The organism is Streptomyces sp. NPDC037273 (assembly GCF_055603625.1).
Window position 1 is genome coordinate 86,580 of sequence record NZ_JBVJVO010000018.1, and the last position, 14,769, is coordinate 101,348.

Below are 14,769 nucleotides of genomic sequence, written 5' to 3' on the forward strand. Positions count from 1 at the left end.
AGCCCTCCACGACCGGTACTTCACCCTCTCCTTTCGTCCCCCCCCCGGGGCCGCCGCCCCCCCCCCCCCCCCCCCCCCCCGGTCCGGCGACGGGGAAGGACCGTCGCCGGTAGGGGAAGAAGACACTGGCTCGCTGCGGGGGCGCCCGCGCGAGCGGGATGGGGGAAACAGATGACACGATGCCGACTCTGCGGCTCGGCGGCGCTCGCGAGCGTCGTCGACCTGGGGGCGACACCGCCGTGCGAGAGCTTCCTCGCCGCGGAGGAGCTCGACCGGCCGGAACCCGCGTACCCGCTGCACCTGCGGGTCTGCACCGACTGCTGGCTGGCGCAGATCCCGCCGCTGATCACGCCGGAGGAGACGTTCACGCAGTACGCGTACTTCTCCTCGTACTCGACCTCCTGGGTGGAGCACGCGCGCGCCTTCGTGGCCGGCGCCGCCGAGCGCGTCGGGCTCACCGACGACGCCTTCGTGGTCGAGGTCGCGAGCAACGACGGGTACCTGCTCAAGCACGTCGTGGAGCGCGGCATCCGCTGCCTCGGCGTCGAGCCCTCGGTGAACGTCGGCGCCGCCGCCCGCGAGGCCGGTGTGCCCACGCTCACCGCGTTCCTCGACCCGGACACCGGCGCCCGCGTCCGCGCCGAGCACGGGCCGGCGAACCTGGTCGTCGCCAACAACGTGTACGCGCACATCCCCGACGTGGTCGGCTTCACCCAGGGCCTGCGCGCCCTGGTCGCCGACGACGGCTGGGTCTCCATCGAGGTGCAGCACCTGCTGACCCTCATCGAGGAGAACCAGTACGACACCATCTACCACGAGCACTTCCAGTACTACACGGTCGCGTCCGCGATCCGGGCGCTGGCCAGCGGCGGTCTGACCCTGGTGGACGTCGAGCTGCTGCCCACGCACGGCGGCTCCATCCGGCTGTGGGCCCGCCCCGCCGAGGTGGCCGGCGAGCCGAGCCGCGCGGTGGCCGACGTCCTGGACCGGGAGAAGGCCGCCGGGCTCCAGGAGCTGTCCGGGTACGCCGAGTTCTCCGCCCGGGTCGCCAAGGTGCGCCGGGACCTGCTGCGGTTCCTCATCGACGCGGCCGAGCGCGGCGAGACGGTCGTCGGCTACGGCGCCCCCGGCAAGGGCAACACCCTGCTCAACCACTGCGGCATCCGGCCCGACCTCCTCGCGTACACGGTCGACCGCAACCCGTACAAGCACGGCAGGTTCACCCCGGGCACCCGCATCCCGATCCTGGCACCCGAGCAGATCGCCGCCGACAAGCCGGACTACGTCCTCGTCCTGCCGTGGAACCTGCGGGCCGAACTGACCGAGCAGCTGTCCTTCGTCCACGAGTGGGGCGGCCGGCTCGTCTTCCCCATCCCGGAACTGAGCATTGTCGAGGTGCAGTCATGAAGGTCGTCCTGTTCTGCGGCGGTTACGGGATGCGGATGCGCAACGGAGCCTCCGACGACGTGCCCAAGCCGATGGCGATGGTCGGCCCGCGGCCGCTGATCTGGCACGTCATGCGCTACTACGCGCACTTCGGGCACAAGGAGTTCATCCTCTGCCTCGGCTACGGCGCGCACCACATCAAGAACTTCTTCCTCAACTACGAGGAGACGACGTCCAACGACTTCGTCCTGCGCGGCGGGCGGACCGAGCTGCTCTCCACCGACATCGCCGACTGGACGATCACCTTCGCGCAGACCGGCATCGAGTCGCCCATCGGGGAGCGGCTGCGCCGGGTCCGGCACCACCTGGACGGCGACGAGATGTTCCTCGCCAACTACGCCGACGTGCTCACCGACGCCCCGCTGCCGGAGATGATCGAGAAGTTCGCCCGGCGCGACGCCGGCGCGTCGATGATGGTCGTCCCGCCGCAGTCCTCCTTCCACTGCGTGGAGCTGGGCGAGGACGGCCTGGTCGGCGGCATCACCGCGGTGAGCGACATGCCGCTGTGGGAGAACGGCGGCTACTTCGTCCTCCGCCAGGAGGTCTTCGACCACATACCCGAGAACGGCGACCTCGTCGCCGACGGCTGTGGCCGACTGGCCAAGCAGGGACGTCTCGTGGCGCACCAGCACCGCGGCTTCTGGAAGCCCACCGACACCGTCAAGGAACGGGCCGCGCTCGACGAGGCCTACGCCCGCGGCGACCGCCCGTGGGCCGTGTGGGAGCGGGACCGCGCGGGGGTGAGCCCGTGATCCGGCTCGGCACCGGGCCCCTCGACCGGGTCGTCGCGGTGGGCGCGCACTGCGACGACATCGCCATCGGCGCCGGCGGCACGCTCCTGACCCTGTGCCGGGCGCGGCCCGGCATCCGGGTGGACGCGCTGGTGCTCTCCGGCGGTGGCGGCGAGCGGGAGGAGGAGGAGCGGGCCGCGCTCGCCGCCTTCTGCCCCGGCGCCGACCTGCGTCTCACCGTGCTCAAGCTGCCCGACGGCCGGCTGCCCTCGCACTGGGACGAGGCCAAGGCGGCGGTCGAGGAGCTGCGCGCCGAGACCGATCCGGACCTCGTCCTGGCGCCCCGCACCGACGACGCGCACCAGGACCACCGGGGCCTGGCCCGCCTGATACCCACCGCGTTCCGCGACCATCTGGTCCTCGGCTACGAGATCGTCAAATGGGACGGCGACCTCGGCCGCATGTCGGCGTACCAGCCGCTGTCACCGGAGACCGCCGAACGGAAGGTGGAGCTGCTGCAGGAGCACTACGCCTCGCAGCGGCACCGTCCCTGGTACGACCGGGAGGCCTTCCTCGGGCTCGCCCGCATCCGGGGCATCGAATGCCACGCCCGCTATGCCGAGGCGTTCGCCGTCACCAAACTCACGCTCGATCTGGGGGATTGAACCTTGCGCGTACTGCTCACCGGACACCAGGGCTACCTGGGCACCGTGATGGCCCCGGTCCTCGCCGCCGCCGGGCACGAGGTCGTCGGCCTCGACTCCGGACTGTTCGCCGACTCCGTCCTCGGCCCGGTCCCCGACGACCCGCGCGGCTTCCGGGTCGACCTGCGGGACGTCACGGCGGACCACGTCGCCGGGGTGGACGCCGTGATCCACCTGGCCGCGCTCTCCAACGACCCGCTGGGTTCGCTGGCGCCCGAGCTCACCTACGACATCAACCACCACGCGTCCGTACGCCTCGCCCGCCTCGCCCGCGAGGCCGGTGTACGCCGCTTCCTGTACGCGTCGACCTGCTCCGTGTACGGCGCGGCGGGCGGCGACGAGCTGGTCGCCGAGGACGCCCCGCTGCGCCCGGTGACCCCGTACGCCGAGTCCAAGGTGCGCGTCGAGGACGATCTGCACGCGCTCGCCGACGGCGACTTCACCCCGGTGTACATGCGCAACGCCACCGCCTTCGGCTACTCGCCCCGGCTGCGCGCCGACATCGTCCTGAACAACCTGGTGGGCCACGCCCTTCTGTCGGGCGAGGTCCTGGTCCTCTCCGACGGCACGCCCTGGCGGCCGCTGGTGCACGCCGCGGACATCGCGCGCGCCTTCACGGCCGCGCTGGAGGCGCCGCGCGAGGCGGTGCACGACCGGGCGTTCAACATCGGCAGCGAGACCAACAACGTCACGGTCGCGGAGATCGCCGGCCAGGTCGCCGAGGCGGTGGAGGGCGCCAAGGTGAACATCACGGGCGAGAACGGCGCCGACCCGCGCTCCTACCGGGTGGACTTCTCCCGGTTCCGGGAGGCGATCCCCGGCTTCGACTGCGAGTGGACGGTCAAGCGGGGCGCCCTCGAACTCGCCCAGGCCTACCGGGAGTTCGGCCTCACCAAGGAGGCCTTCGAGCAGAGCTTCACCCGGCTCGCGGTGCTCCGCGCGGCGTCCGAGGCCGGCACCGTCGACGAGACCCTGCGGCGGCGCGGGTGACCCTGCACGGCAAGGAGATGCACGCCCTGGTGGAGCGGCTCTACCCGCTCTGCCGGAGCATCACCGGCGACGGGGTGCGCGCCACCCTGGCCATCGTCGACGAGTACATCCCGCTCCAGGTGCACGAGGTGCCGACCGGGACGCAGGTGCTGGACTGGACGGTGCCGCAGGAGTGGAACATCAGGGACGCGTACGTCGCCGACGCCACCGGCCGCAGGGTCGTCGACTTCGCCGCGTCCAGCCTGCACGTGCTCGGCTACAGCGTGCCGGTGGCCCGCACCATGCCGCTGTCCGAGCTGCGCGAGCACCTGTACACCCTTCCGGACCAGCCGAGTTGGGTGCCGTACCGGACCAGCTACTACAAGCCGGAGTGGGGCTTCTGCCTGTCCCAGGACACCCTGGACGCGCTGCCGGAGGGCGACTACGAGGTCCGGATCGACTCCACGCTCGCCGACGGGCACCTCACCTACGCCGAGCACGTGGTCCCCGGGCAGGTCCCCGACGAGGTGATCGTCTCCTGCCACGTCTGCCATCCGTCGCTGGCCAACGACAACATGGCCGGCGTCGCGGTGGCGGTCCACCTCGCCCGGTGGCTCGCCGAGCAGTCGCCGTACTACACCTACCGGTTCGTCTTCGCGCCCGGCACCATCGGGGCGATCACCTGGCTCGCCCGCAACGCCGAGCGGATCGACCAGGTCAAGCACGGGCTCGTGCTCGCCTGCGCGGGCGACCCGGGCCGGCTGACGTACAAGCGGAGCAGGCGCGGGGACGCGGAGATCGACCGGGTCCTCCGGCACGTCCTGAGGACGTCCGAACGCCCGCACGCGATCAACGAGTTCACCCCGTACGGCTATGACGAGCGGCAGTACTGCTCGCCCGGCTTCGACCTCGGCGTCGGCTCGCTCAGCCGGACCCCGTACGCCGGCTATCCGGAGTACCACACCTCGGCGGACAACCCGGACTTCGTCTCCCCCGAGGCCCTCGCGGACACCCTCGCCGTCTGCCGCGAGGCGTTCGCCGTCCTCGACCGGAACCGGCGGTACGTCAACCTCAGCCCGTACGGCGAACCGCAGCTGGGACGGCGGGGGTTGTATGACTCCCTCGGCGGCCGCAGCGACGCCAAGGAGGCGCAGATGGCGATGCTCTGGGTGCTGAGCCTCGCCGACGGCGAGCACGGGCTGCTCGACGTCGCCGAGCGTTCCGGGCTGCCGTTCGACACCGTCGTCGCCGCCGCCGACGCCCTGCACGGCGCCGGGCTGATCAAGGCATGACGCCGGTGACCACCGAGGAGGAGACGACCGAGGGCGGGACGGCCGCGCCGGCGGAGCGGCGGACCGCCAAGCGGGCCATCGCGGGCCGGCTGTCCTGGGGGCTCGCCGACCAGGCGGCCTCCAGCCTGTCCAACTTCGCGGTGGGGATCTATGTGGCCCGCTCCCTGGGGCTGACCGCGTTCGGGGTGTTCAGCCTGGCCTGGGTGACGTACGGCGTCGTGCTCAACGTCTCCCGCGGCCTGGCCACCGACCCGCTCGTGGTCCGCTTCAGCGGCGGGCCGGCCGCCGCCTGGCGCGGGGCCGTGGCCCGTTCGTCGGGTACGGCACTGGGCGTCGGGACCGCCCTCGGCGGGGTGTCCCTGGCGTTCGGCCTCGCGCTCGGCGGCCAGGTCGGCACCGCGTTCGCCTGCCTCGGCGTCGTCCTGCCGGGACTGCTGCTCCAGGACGCGTGGCGGTTCGCGTTCTTCGCCGCAGGCGCGGGGCGGAAGGCCTTCGTCAACGACATGGTGTGGGGCGTCGCGCTCGTCCCCGCCATGGTGGTGGCGGCCCGGGTCGGCAGCGTGGCCGCCTTCGTGCTCGCCTGGGGCGCGTCCGCCGCCGTGGCCGGGGCGTACGGCCTGCTCCAGTCCGGCATCAGGCCCCGGCCCGCCGGAGCGCGCGCCTGGCTGCGCGAGCACCGCGACCTCGGCACCCGGTACCTCGTCGAGAACGTCACCAACAGCGGCGCGAGCCAACTGCGGGCCTACGGGCTCGGCGCGATCGTCGGGGTCGGCGCGGTCGGCGTCGTCCGCGGCGCCGAACTGCTCCTCGGCCCGTTCCTCGCCGTCCTCATGGGCCTGTCCCTCGTCACCGTCGCGGAAGCGGCCCGGGTGCTGCGGCGGGCCCCGCACCGCCTCGGCGCCTTCTGCCTGCTCCTCGGCGGCGGACAGGCCGTCGCCGCGCTGCTCTGGGGCGGGGCCCTGCTCCTCGTCCCGGACAAGGCGGGCGCGCTCGTGCTCGGCGACGTGTGGAGCGGCGCCGCCGAACTCATCGTGCCGGTCACGGTCGGCGTCGCGGGCGCCGGCCTCGGCACCGGAGCCGCGGCCGGGCTGCGCGCGCTCGGCGCGGCCCGGCGCAGTCTGCGCAGCCAGCTGATCGCCTCCGCCTGCTACGTCGCCGGCGGGCTCGGCGGCGCCGTCGCGGCCGGCACGGTCGGCTCGGCCTGGGGCGTCGCCGCCGCGACCGTCTGCGGCTCGGCCGTGTGGTGGCTGCAGCTGCGGGCCGCCCTGCGCGAGCACCACCAGAACCCGATTCCCGAAGTGAGGACCACATGACCGCCCGCCCCAGGCTGAGCATCGGCCTGCCCGTGTACAACGGCGAGGAGTACCTCGCCGAATCGCTCGACGCCCTCCTCGGCCAGACCTACGAGGACTTCGAGCTGGTCATCTCCGACAACGCCTCCACCGACGGAACCCAGGACATCTGCCGCCGGTACGCCGAGAAGGACTCCCGCATCCGGTACATCCGGCTCCCCCGGAACATCGGCGCCGCCCCGAACCACAACTACGTGTTCACCGAGTGCCGCGGCGAGCTCTTCAAGTGGGCCTCGCACGACGACCTGTACGCCCGCGACCTGCTCCGCCGCTGCGTGGAGGCGCTCGACGAGCGCCCCGAGGTGATCCTCGCCCACGCCGACCAGGCCGTCATCGACGGCGACGGCCAGGTGAAGGTGCCCTACGACTACGGCCTCGCGACCGCCTCCCCGCACGCGCCCGTACGGTTCCGCAGCATGCTGTTCGAGCCCGGCGGCGACGACTTCTACGGCGTGATCCGCGCCGACGTGCTGCGCCGGGTGAAGCCGCACGACAGCTACCACCACGCGGACCGCACCTTCGTCACCGAGATCGGCCTCCACGGGCCCTTCCACCAGGTGCCGGAGCTCCTCTACTTCCGCCGCGACCACCCCACCCGCGCCGAACGGGCCAACCCCTCCAAGCGCTCCCGGTGCGTCAACCTCGACCCGCGCCGGGCCGGGCCGCTGCACCCGACGCCCCGGCTGCTCGCCGAGTACGTGTGGGGCTTCGTCTCGGCGATCCAGCGGGCGCCGCTGTCCGCCGCCGACCGCCGCGCCTGCTACCGCCACCTGGTCGAATGGGCCGCGAGCCGGGCCCGCCCCGGCGCCGGCGAGCGGGTCGAGGACCGCACCCCGGTCGACCCGGCCCGGCTGACCGTCTCCGTCGACGCACTGGTGGCCGGCCGCGAGGGGCGGAAGCAGGCATGACGTCCGCCGGCCTGACCCCGGTGCGCGTCGGGGTGTTCGGGCTGCTCGGCTCCGGCAACCTCGGCAACGACGGCTCCCTCGAAGCCGTCCTCGGCCACCTCCGCTCCCGCCACCCGGAGGCGGTCGTCGACGCCCTGTGCGGCGGACCCGAGGCCGTGACGGCGCGGTACGGGATCCCCGCGACGCGGCTGCACTGGAACCGCGGGGAGTACCGGACCGCGTCGAGGGCGAGCGCGATCGCGACGAAGGGCCTCGGGAAGCTCGTCGACGCCTTCCGCACCGCCGCCTGGGTGCGCCGGCACGACGTCGTCATCGTCCCGGGCATGGGCGTCCTGGAGGCCACGCTGCCCCTGCGGCCCTGGGGATTCCCGTACTCCCTGTTCCTGCTCTGCGCGAGCGGCCGGCTGACCGGCACCCGGGTCGCGCTGGTCGGCGTCGGGGCCGCCGCGATCGGCAGCCGTCCGACCCGCGCCCTGGTGCGCTGGTCGGCCCGGCTCGCCGCCCACCGCTCCTACCGCGACGAGCCGTCCCGCGACGCGATGCGGGCGATGGGCGTGGACACCTCGCGCGACGAGGTCCACCCGGACCTCGCGTTCGCCCTGCCGACTCCGCCGGCGGGCCCGCCCTCCGGCACACCGGGCCCGGTCTGCGTCGGCGTCATGGACTTCCACGGCGGCGACGACGACCGGGCACGCGCCGAGGAGATCCACCGCCGCTACCTCGACGGCACCACCCGCTTCGTCCGCGCCCTCGCCGAGGACGGCAGGCCCGTCCGGCTGCTCACCGGCGACGAGGCCGACGCGACCGTGGTCGCGGCGATCCTCGACGCGGTGGACTCGCCGCTGGTCACCGCGGCCGAAACGGCCTCCCTTGCCGACCTCATGCAGGAGATGGCGGCCGCCGACACCGTCGTCGCCACCCGCTACCACAACCTGATCTGCGCCCTGAAGGTCGGCACACCGACCCTCGCCCTCAGCTACGCGGCGAAGAGCGACACGCTCATGGCCCGGATGGGCCTCGGCGCGTACTGCCATCCGGCGCGCGAGGTCGACGCCGACCGGCTGCTCGCCCAGTTCCGCTCCCTCGAACAGGACGCGGCCGGGCTGCGGCGGACCCTCGCCGAGCGGAACCGGGACGCCGTCCGGGACCTCGACCACCACCTCGGCACCCTGACGGCCGCGCTGTTCCCGGCGGCCCGCCCCACCCGCGTACCCACCTCACGGAAGGCCCCATGAAAGCGACCGAAGTCCCGGCGATCGCCGGCGCGTACCTCTTCGAGCCGACGCCGTACGCCGACGAACGCGGCTTCTTCTCCCGCACCTTCGACGCCGACGTCTTCCGCTCCGTGGGCCTCGACCCCGACGCCTTCGTCCAGGACAGCGTCTCCCGCTCCCTCGGCGGCGTCCTGCGCGGTCTCCACCTGCGCTCCGGCGCCGGCGAGGCGAAGCTGGTGCGCTGCTCGTACGGCCGGATCTTCGACGTCGTCGTGGACCTGCGCGCCGACTCGCCCACGTACCGCAACCAGGCGCACTTCGAGCTGTCCGACGAGACGCAGGCCGCCCTCTACATCCCGGCGGGCTGCGCCCACGGCTTCCAGGCCCTCACCGCGACCACCGACGTGTCGTACCGCATCGACCGCCCGCACGACCCGTCCGAGGACGTGACCATCGCCTTCGACGACCCCGAACTCGCCATCCCCTGGCCGCTGCCGGTCACCTCGATGTCCCCGCGCGACCGGCAGGCCCCCCGCCTCGCCGAGGCCCTGAAGCAGAAGGCGAGCTGAGACAGGCGTGAACACCGCACCCACCGAAGAGAACACCGGAGAAGGCACCGGGCTCCCGGTCTCCCTCCCCCGGTCCCGCGCGGCCAACGAGCGCCTGCACGCCCTGATCCCCGGCGGCGCGCACACCTACGCCAAGGGCGACGACCAGTACCCCGAGCACCTGGCCCCGGTCATCAGCCACGGCCAGGGCGCCCACGTCTGGGACGTCGACGGCAACCGCTACATCGAGTACGGCTCCGGCCTGCGTTCGGTCAGCCTCGGCCACGCCCACCCCCGGGTGATCGAGGCGGTGCGCCGGGAGCTCGACCGGGGCAGCAACTTCGTCCGGCCGTCCGTCGTCGAGGTCGAGGCCGCCGAGCGCTTCCTCGCCACGGTGCCGACCGCCGACATGGTGAAGTTCGCCAAGAACGGCTCCGACGCCACCACCGCCGCCGTCCGCCTCGCCCGCGCCGCCACCGGCCGCTCCCGCGTGGCCCTCTGCGCCGACCACCCCTTCTTCTCCACCGACGACTGGTTCATCGGCACCACCCCGATGTCCGCCGGCATCCCCGAGGAGACCGACGGCCTCACGCTGACCTTCCCGTACGGAGACCTCGCCGCCACCGAGGAACTCCTCACCCGGTACGCGGACGAGGTCGCCTGTCTCATCCTCGAACCCGCCACCCACACCGAGCCCCCGGCCGGCTACCTCGCCGGCCTGCGCGCGCTCGCCGACAAGCACGGCTGCGTCCTGGTCTTCGACGAGATGATCACCGGCTTCCGCTGGTCCGAGGCGGGCGCCCAGGGCCTGTACGGCGTCGTCCCCGACCTCTCGACCTTCGGCAAGGCCCTCGGCAACGGCTTCGCCGTCTCCGCCCTCGCCGGCCGCCGCGAGCTCATGGAACTCGGCGGCCTGCGCCACTCCGCCGACCGGGTCTTCCTGCTCTCCACCACCCACGGCGCGGAGACCCACTCCCTCGCCGCCGCGATGGCCGTCCAGACCGTCTACACCGAGGAAGGCGTCACCGCCCGCCTCCACGCCCTCGGCGACCGGCTCGCCGCCGGCGTCCGCGAGGCCGCCGCCTCCCTGGGCGTCGCCGACCACCTCGTCGTCCGCGGCCGGGCCAGCAACCTGGTCTTCGCGACCCTCGACGAGCACGGGCAGCCCTCGCAGGAGTACCGCACCCTGTTCCTCCGCCACCTCCTCGCCGGCGGCGTCCTCGCCCCCTCCTTCGTCGTCAGCGCGGCCCTCACCGAAGCCGACATCGACCACACCGTCGACGTCGTCGCCCAGGCCTGCGCCGTCTACCGCAAGGCCCTCGACGCCGCCGACCCCACCCCCTGGTTCACCGGCCGCCCGGTGAAACCGGTGTTCCGCCGCCGGTCCTGACGCCGGGTCAACTCCGGGCGCCGGACGCCCTGTCGAGCACCCATCCGACCGCCGGCACCACCGCCATCGCGGTGCACCAGCCGCCCACCACATCGGTCGGATAGTGCGCGCTCAGGGTGACCTGCGCCCACCCCATCACCGCACCACCGACCAGACCCGCGAGGACCACGAGTGAGGTGCCGGCCGTCCTCCCCAGGCCGAGCCGGCCGCTCACGACCAGCGCCACCACCAGCGCGAACGCGGTCATGAACGCGGTGTGCCCACTGGGGAACGACAGGTTCTCCGCCCCGTGGATCGTCCGCCCCACCACGACCTTCAGCCCCCGCGCCGCCGCCACGCTCGCCCCCACGGCCAGCACGACGAACACCGCCGCCCGGGGCCGCCGCAGCAGCAGACACCCCGCGACCGCAGCCGCCACGAGGACCGTCGCCCCGACCGGCTCCCCCAGGAAGTCCACGGCGTGCGCCACGTCCCACCACGGCTCCCCCGTCGCGCCCAGCGCCGCCCAGACCCGCGCGTCCACCGCCCTCGGCCCGCTCTCCCCCGCGAACGCCACCCCGAGCAGCGCGAGCCCCGTCGCCGCGAGGCCCGCCAGCACGCCGAGCCATCCCCGTACCGCCACACCCGCCGACCGGCCGGTCATCCGCCACGCCCCCTCTTCGACACCCGGCCACAGTCGCAGACCCACCGTCAGTTCCACGTGAACGACGCGGAGTCGGCCCCCCGGGGCTCAAACGACCGATCGCCCCGCCCACTTGTGGTGGACGAGGCGATCCCGTGTCGGCCGCTCTTCTCAGGGTGCTTCGATGACCAGCTCGACGGTGTCCCGGACGCGGGCGAGCAGGTCCACCACGCCCGCGTAGTCCGGAGCGGACACCCAGACTCCGATCGGAATGTTGAGGGTGTTGTCGGTGACCGGTACGTGGTCGCCCGGCTCGTAGATCGACAGCACCTTGTCGACACCCGGCATCTTCCGGAGCTCGTCGAGGCCACGGATCTCCCGGAGGGTGCCGGCCGGACCGTCGTTGCGGATGGCGCTGGCACCGCAGGACTGCCGGAAGTGCACGGGCGCCTCAAGGCAGGCGGGCCGGACACCGAGGTAGCAGTCGAGTGCCTGCTCGAAGGGGTTCAGGTCGGTGTGGGCGAGCCACTGGTCCGTCATCGGGCCGCCGGGAAGCCGCGCGCCGACCTCCATGAGGTGCACGCCGTCGGGGCCGACCTTCACCTCGGTGTGGCTGGGGCCGAGCCGCACGTCGAACGCCGTGAGGGCCGCGCGTACGTAGTCGGCGGCCGCCTGGTAGTCCGGATCGTCCTCGGGCAGCTTGGCCGATTCCCAGTACGGGAAGTCGTAGTCGCTGTCGTCGGGCTGCCGGTACTCCCAGATGTCGACGATGCGGTGCTCACCGTCGTGGCTGAAGCAGTTCACCGCCAGCTCGCGGCCGCGGATGTACTGCTCGACGAGCCACTCGTCGACCTGCCAGCCGAACTGGTTCTTCGCGTGCATCGTGGACGTCCGGGCCGCGTCCTCGGGGTTGCTCAGCAGGTAGGTGCCGTACGAGCCGGCTCCCGTGGTGTGCTTGGCGATGGCCGGGAAGCCGATCTCCTCGGCGGCCGCGGCGATCTTGGCGGTGCCGTCCACGAGGACGAACCGCGGGATGCGCAGACCCGCTTCGGCCGCGACCCGGCGCATGTCCGCCTTGTTCCGGCGCGCGGCCGCCTTGGCGAGGCCGTTGCCGGGCAGCGACAGCCGGTCCGCCAGCGTGTCGGCCAGGTGCACCGCCGAGTCCATGGCCGGGACCACACCGATGAGCCGCACCCCGAGCGAGTCGATCCGGGCGAGGATCTCGTCGGCGTCGGCGGAGTAGACCGTGAAGTCGTCGCCGTCCGCGTGATCAGGCCAGTTCTCCGCGATCACCTCCTGGGCGACCGTGTACACGGAGATCGTCTTAAAGCCGCGACGGCGTGCCTCGGTCTTGTAGTGGGCACCGGTACGGACCGGATCCAGAAGCAGAACGGCCGGCGATTCGTTGACAGACATGAGTGGGGCGAACTCCTGTGAGGCAGGGGAAGGCGCGGCGGGTGGGCACCCGCCCGCGGTGGTGGAGGGGCGGTGGGTCAGAAAATGCCCTGGATGTCCCCCGTCGCGGGCAGGACCCGCTCGCTCGGCATCATCAAGCGCGCCCAGCCCGGCACCGCGCGGTGCGAGTAGAAGCGGCGCAGCCACCGGTCGCGCCCGTCGTAGCGGGGGGTGAAGGCGGACCGTCCGTGGGCCGCGATGTGGTTGTTGACGATCAGCAGGTCGCCGGGCTCCAGGACGACCTCGACGCAGACGGCCTCCAGGGCCTCGGCCAGGGCCTCCAGGGCCTGCTCCGCCCCCACGCCGGCCGGCTTGGTGTTGAACGAGTCGAAACGGAGGAACTCGTAGCCGGGATCGCCGAAGAGGACCCGGTGCTCCGCCGTCGCGGGCCGCTCACCGGACCGGCCCCGGGTGAACGAGGTCGGGAACAGGCTGCGGAACCGCAGCCGTCGCAGCACGTCGATCTCGGCCTCGGACAGGTGGGCGACGGCGTGCCTGACCGAGGCGACGCGGGTCGCCGTGTCCTCGTACCCCTGCCGCAGGCTCAGCAGCCCGAGGAAATCCGGCCGCAGGGGGTGGTGGACGTTCTCGGTGTGGAAGTCGAAGGCGACGGAGCCGCTGTTCTCCATCCGGTGCTCCTCCCCGCGCACCGGATGCACGTCGTGGAGGAGGTCGCCGTTCTTCTCGTCGGCGTAGCCGATGAGACTGCCCAGTACGTCCCCCACCAGGGCGAGCGTGCCGTTGCTGGCATGCCCGACGAGCGCCCGCGTCCCGTAGGCGAGGGGCGTGTCGGGGAGGTCGCCCGTCGTCACCCCCTTGACGAGCAGGTATCCGCTGCTCGACGTACCCTCACGGAAGTCCACCAGCGCGTCCCGCAGTTGAACGGGGAAGTCGGGGAGGAACTCCGACAGTTCGCGGGGGCGCGAGGGGTCGAGAAGTCCGACCGCTCTCTTCGACAGCTCCCACAGGGCCCCCGCCTCGTCCTGCGTGAGCCGGAGCGCGGGCTGTGCCACGTGCTTTTCCCGTACGGCGAGTGCCACGTCTACTCCTTGGCTCACAGAGAACTCTTGATCTTGCGGGGCGGGGGCGGTGACGTGGGCTCGCGCGGCGTGGCGGCTTCGCGGGCCGGTCCGCCCGGAGACAGGTCTCCGGGCGATGTCAGGACCCTGTCCCGTGTTCTGATCCGCCGGGCGAACTCCTCGTCCTCGGACAGCAGGAGGTGGTGGATGCGGGACAATGCGTGGTGCGGGATGCCCGGCCACATGTGGTGAACGGTGTGATAGCCGTCCGCGTGCGGGTGGAACAGCCAGCGCTGGAGACGCCCGGTGTTCGACACGGTCGCGTCGAACACCGTGCGGGCGTCGGAGTACACGTGCTCGTCCGCCTCCGCGACCAGTCGCAGGGGCGGCAGCAGCACGAAGTGCGCGAAGAGCCAGACCGCGGACGCGACGGCGCCGGTGCGCGGGTCGATCAGCAGGGCGGTGGGTGCCCCCACGCACACGACGCTCCACAGCAGTGTCACCAGCGGAGCGAGCGCGTTGGTACGCAACTCCCGCAGCCAGCCCCACTGGTAGCGCAGCAGCCGAGTGCACACGCCGGCGGCGAAGGCCCTCACCGAGGTGCGGGGCAGTGCCTCCAGGTCGAGTTCGGCGTACCGGTATCTGTCGGGGTCCTCAGCCGTACCGAACCGGCCGTGGTGGAGCAGGTGGCTGGTCCGGTACGCGCTGATCCGGCTCCCGGTGGGGGCGGCGGCGAGCAGATAGCCCAGGACGTCGTTCAGACGCCGCCGGTGCCTGCTCCAGTTGTAGTGGGAGGCCTCATGGACGAGGTTCTCCAGAGCCCGCAGCTGGCGGGCGATGACCACCCCGGCGAGCAGCGCCGGGACGATCGAGGCGAGCGGGTGGTTCACGATGAGCCAGGCCGCGCCGGCTGCCAGCAGGCCGGCGACGAGGTGGTCTGACAGTGCGCAGGAAGCAGTGACCCAAAGACGCGTTCGGTGCGCGTCCTTGATGTCCGGGCGAAGCCGCGAAGGGGCGGTGTACCCCTTCGCATAGGGCCTGCCCGTGAGTTGGTCCTTCTCGGACACAGGCATCAGCGCCTCTCCGACAACGATGAACGGCCACAGGGCAGGTCGTCAG

Annotated in this window: 14 protein-coding genes; 10 read left to right on the forward strand and 4 right to left on the reverse strand. The window is 72.6% G+C overall.

Annotation, left to right across the window (positions count from 1 at the left end; translation table 11 throughout):
• Window positions 1-171 precede the first annotated feature (171 nt).
• Genes ACZ7G1_RS33865 through ACZ7G1_RS33910 form a run of 10 tightly spaced genes read left to right on the forward strand, consistent with a single transcriptional unit; the run spans window position 172 to window position 10,554 of the window.
• Entirely contained in the window at window positions 172-1,407 is a 1,236-nt protein-coding gene (locus ACZ7G1_RS33865; protein WP_470881099.1) for a class I SAM-dependent methyltransferase, read from the forward strand.
• Complete coding sequence (locus ACZ7G1_RS33870) at window positions 1,404-2,198, forward strand: glycosyltransferase family protein (protein ID WP_470881100.1); 795 nt, start codon at window positions 1,404-1,406, stop codon at window positions 2,196-2,198. Before ACZ7G1_RS33865 ends, ACZ7G1_RS33870 begins: the two co-directional genes overlap by 4 nt.
• Window positions 2,195-2,842 (forward strand): PIG-L deacetylase family protein, encoded by a 648-nt coding sequence (locus tag ACZ7G1_RS33875; RefSeq protein ID WP_470881102.1) that lies wholly within the window; start codon window positions 2,195-2,197, stop codon window positions 2,840-2,842. Before ACZ7G1_RS33870 ends, ACZ7G1_RS33875 begins: the two co-directional genes overlap by 4 nt.
• A gap of 3 nt (window positions 2,843-2,845) precedes the next feature.
• Complete coding sequence (locus ACZ7G1_RS33880) at window positions 2,846-3,871, forward strand: NAD-dependent epimerase/dehydratase family protein (RefSeq protein WP_470881103.1); 1,026 nt, start codon at window positions 2,846-2,848, stop codon at window positions 3,869-3,871.
• 17 nt (window positions 3,872-3,888) lie between these two features.
• Entirely contained in the window at window positions 3,889-5,142 is a 1,254-nt protein-coding gene (locus ACZ7G1_RS33885) for a DUF4910 domain-containing protein (RefSeq protein WP_470881156.1), read from the forward strand.
• On the forward strand, window positions 5,139-6,455 hold the full coding sequence (locus ACZ7G1_RS33890) for a hypothetical protein (RefSeq protein ID WP_470881105.1): 1,317 nt from the start codon (window positions 5,139-5,141) through the stop codon (window positions 6,453-6,455). The genes ACZ7G1_RS33885 and ACZ7G1_RS33890 overlap by 4 nt, the downstream gene beginning before the upstream one ends.
• Window positions 6,452-7,402: a glycosyltransferase family 2 protein gene (locus ACZ7G1_RS33895; RefSeq protein ID WP_470881107.1), complete on the forward strand. Its 951-nt coding sequence runs from the start codon at window positions 6,452-6,454 to the stop codon at window positions 7,400-7,402. The genes ACZ7G1_RS33890 and ACZ7G1_RS33895 overlap by 4 nt, the downstream gene beginning before the upstream one ends.
• Complete coding sequence (locus ACZ7G1_RS33900; RefSeq protein ID WP_470881109.1) at window positions 7,399-8,637, forward strand: polysaccharide pyruvyl transferase family protein; 1,239 nt, start codon at window positions 7,399-7,401, stop codon at window positions 8,635-8,637. Before ACZ7G1_RS33895 ends, ACZ7G1_RS33900 begins: the two co-directional genes overlap by 4 nt.
• On the forward strand, window positions 8,634-9,185 hold the full coding sequence (gene rfbC, locus ACZ7G1_RS33905; protein WP_470881110.1) for a dTDP-4-dehydrorhamnose 3,5-epimerase: 552 nt from the start codon (window positions 8,634-8,636) through the stop codon (window positions 9,183-9,185). The genes ACZ7G1_RS33900 and rfbC overlap by 4 nt, the downstream gene beginning before the upstream one ends.
• Window positions 9,186-9,192: 7 nt before the next feature.
• Window positions 9,193-10,554 carry a glutamate-1-semialdehyde 2,1-aminomutase gene (locus ACZ7G1_RS33910; RefSeq protein WP_470881112.1) on the forward strand — a complete coding sequence of 454 codons (1,362 nt, stop codon included), beginning with the start codon at window positions 9,193-9,195 and terminating at the stop codon, window positions 10,552-10,554.
• Window positions 10,555-10,561: 7 nt separating this feature from the next.
• Here ACZ7G1_RS33910 and ACZ7G1_RS33915 read toward each other — a convergent pair whose 3' ends face one another.
• The 4 genes from ACZ7G1_RS33915 to ACZ7G1_RS33930 form a co-directional block, all read right to left on the reverse strand.
• On the reverse strand, window positions 10,562-11,197 hold the full coding sequence (locus ACZ7G1_RS33915; protein WP_470881157.1) for a phosphatase PAP2 family protein: 636 nt from the start codon (window positions 11,195-11,197) through the stop codon (window positions 10,562-10,564).
• A 150-nt stretch (window positions 11,198-11,347) separates the two neighbouring features.
• A complete protein-coding gene (locus ACZ7G1_RS33920; protein WP_470881114.1) occupies window positions 11,348-12,592 on the reverse strand; it encodes an ATP-grasp domain-containing protein in 1,245 nt (414 codons plus the stop codon).
• Between the two features lie 77 nt (window positions 12,593-12,669).
• Window positions 12,670-13,671: a TauD/TfdA family dioxygenase gene (locus ACZ7G1_RS33925; RefSeq protein ID WP_470881115.1), complete on the reverse strand. Its 1,002-nt coding sequence runs from the start codon at window positions 13,669-13,671 to the stop codon at window positions 12,670-12,672.
• Window positions 13,672-13,685: 14 nt separating this feature from the next.
• Window positions 13,686-14,723 (reverse strand): fatty acid desaturase family protein, encoded by a 1,038-nt coding sequence (locus tag ACZ7G1_RS33930; RefSeq protein ID WP_470881116.1) that lies wholly within the window; start codon window positions 14,721-14,723, stop codon window positions 13,686-13,688.
• Between the last annotated feature and the right edge of the window lie 46 nt (window positions 14,724-14,769).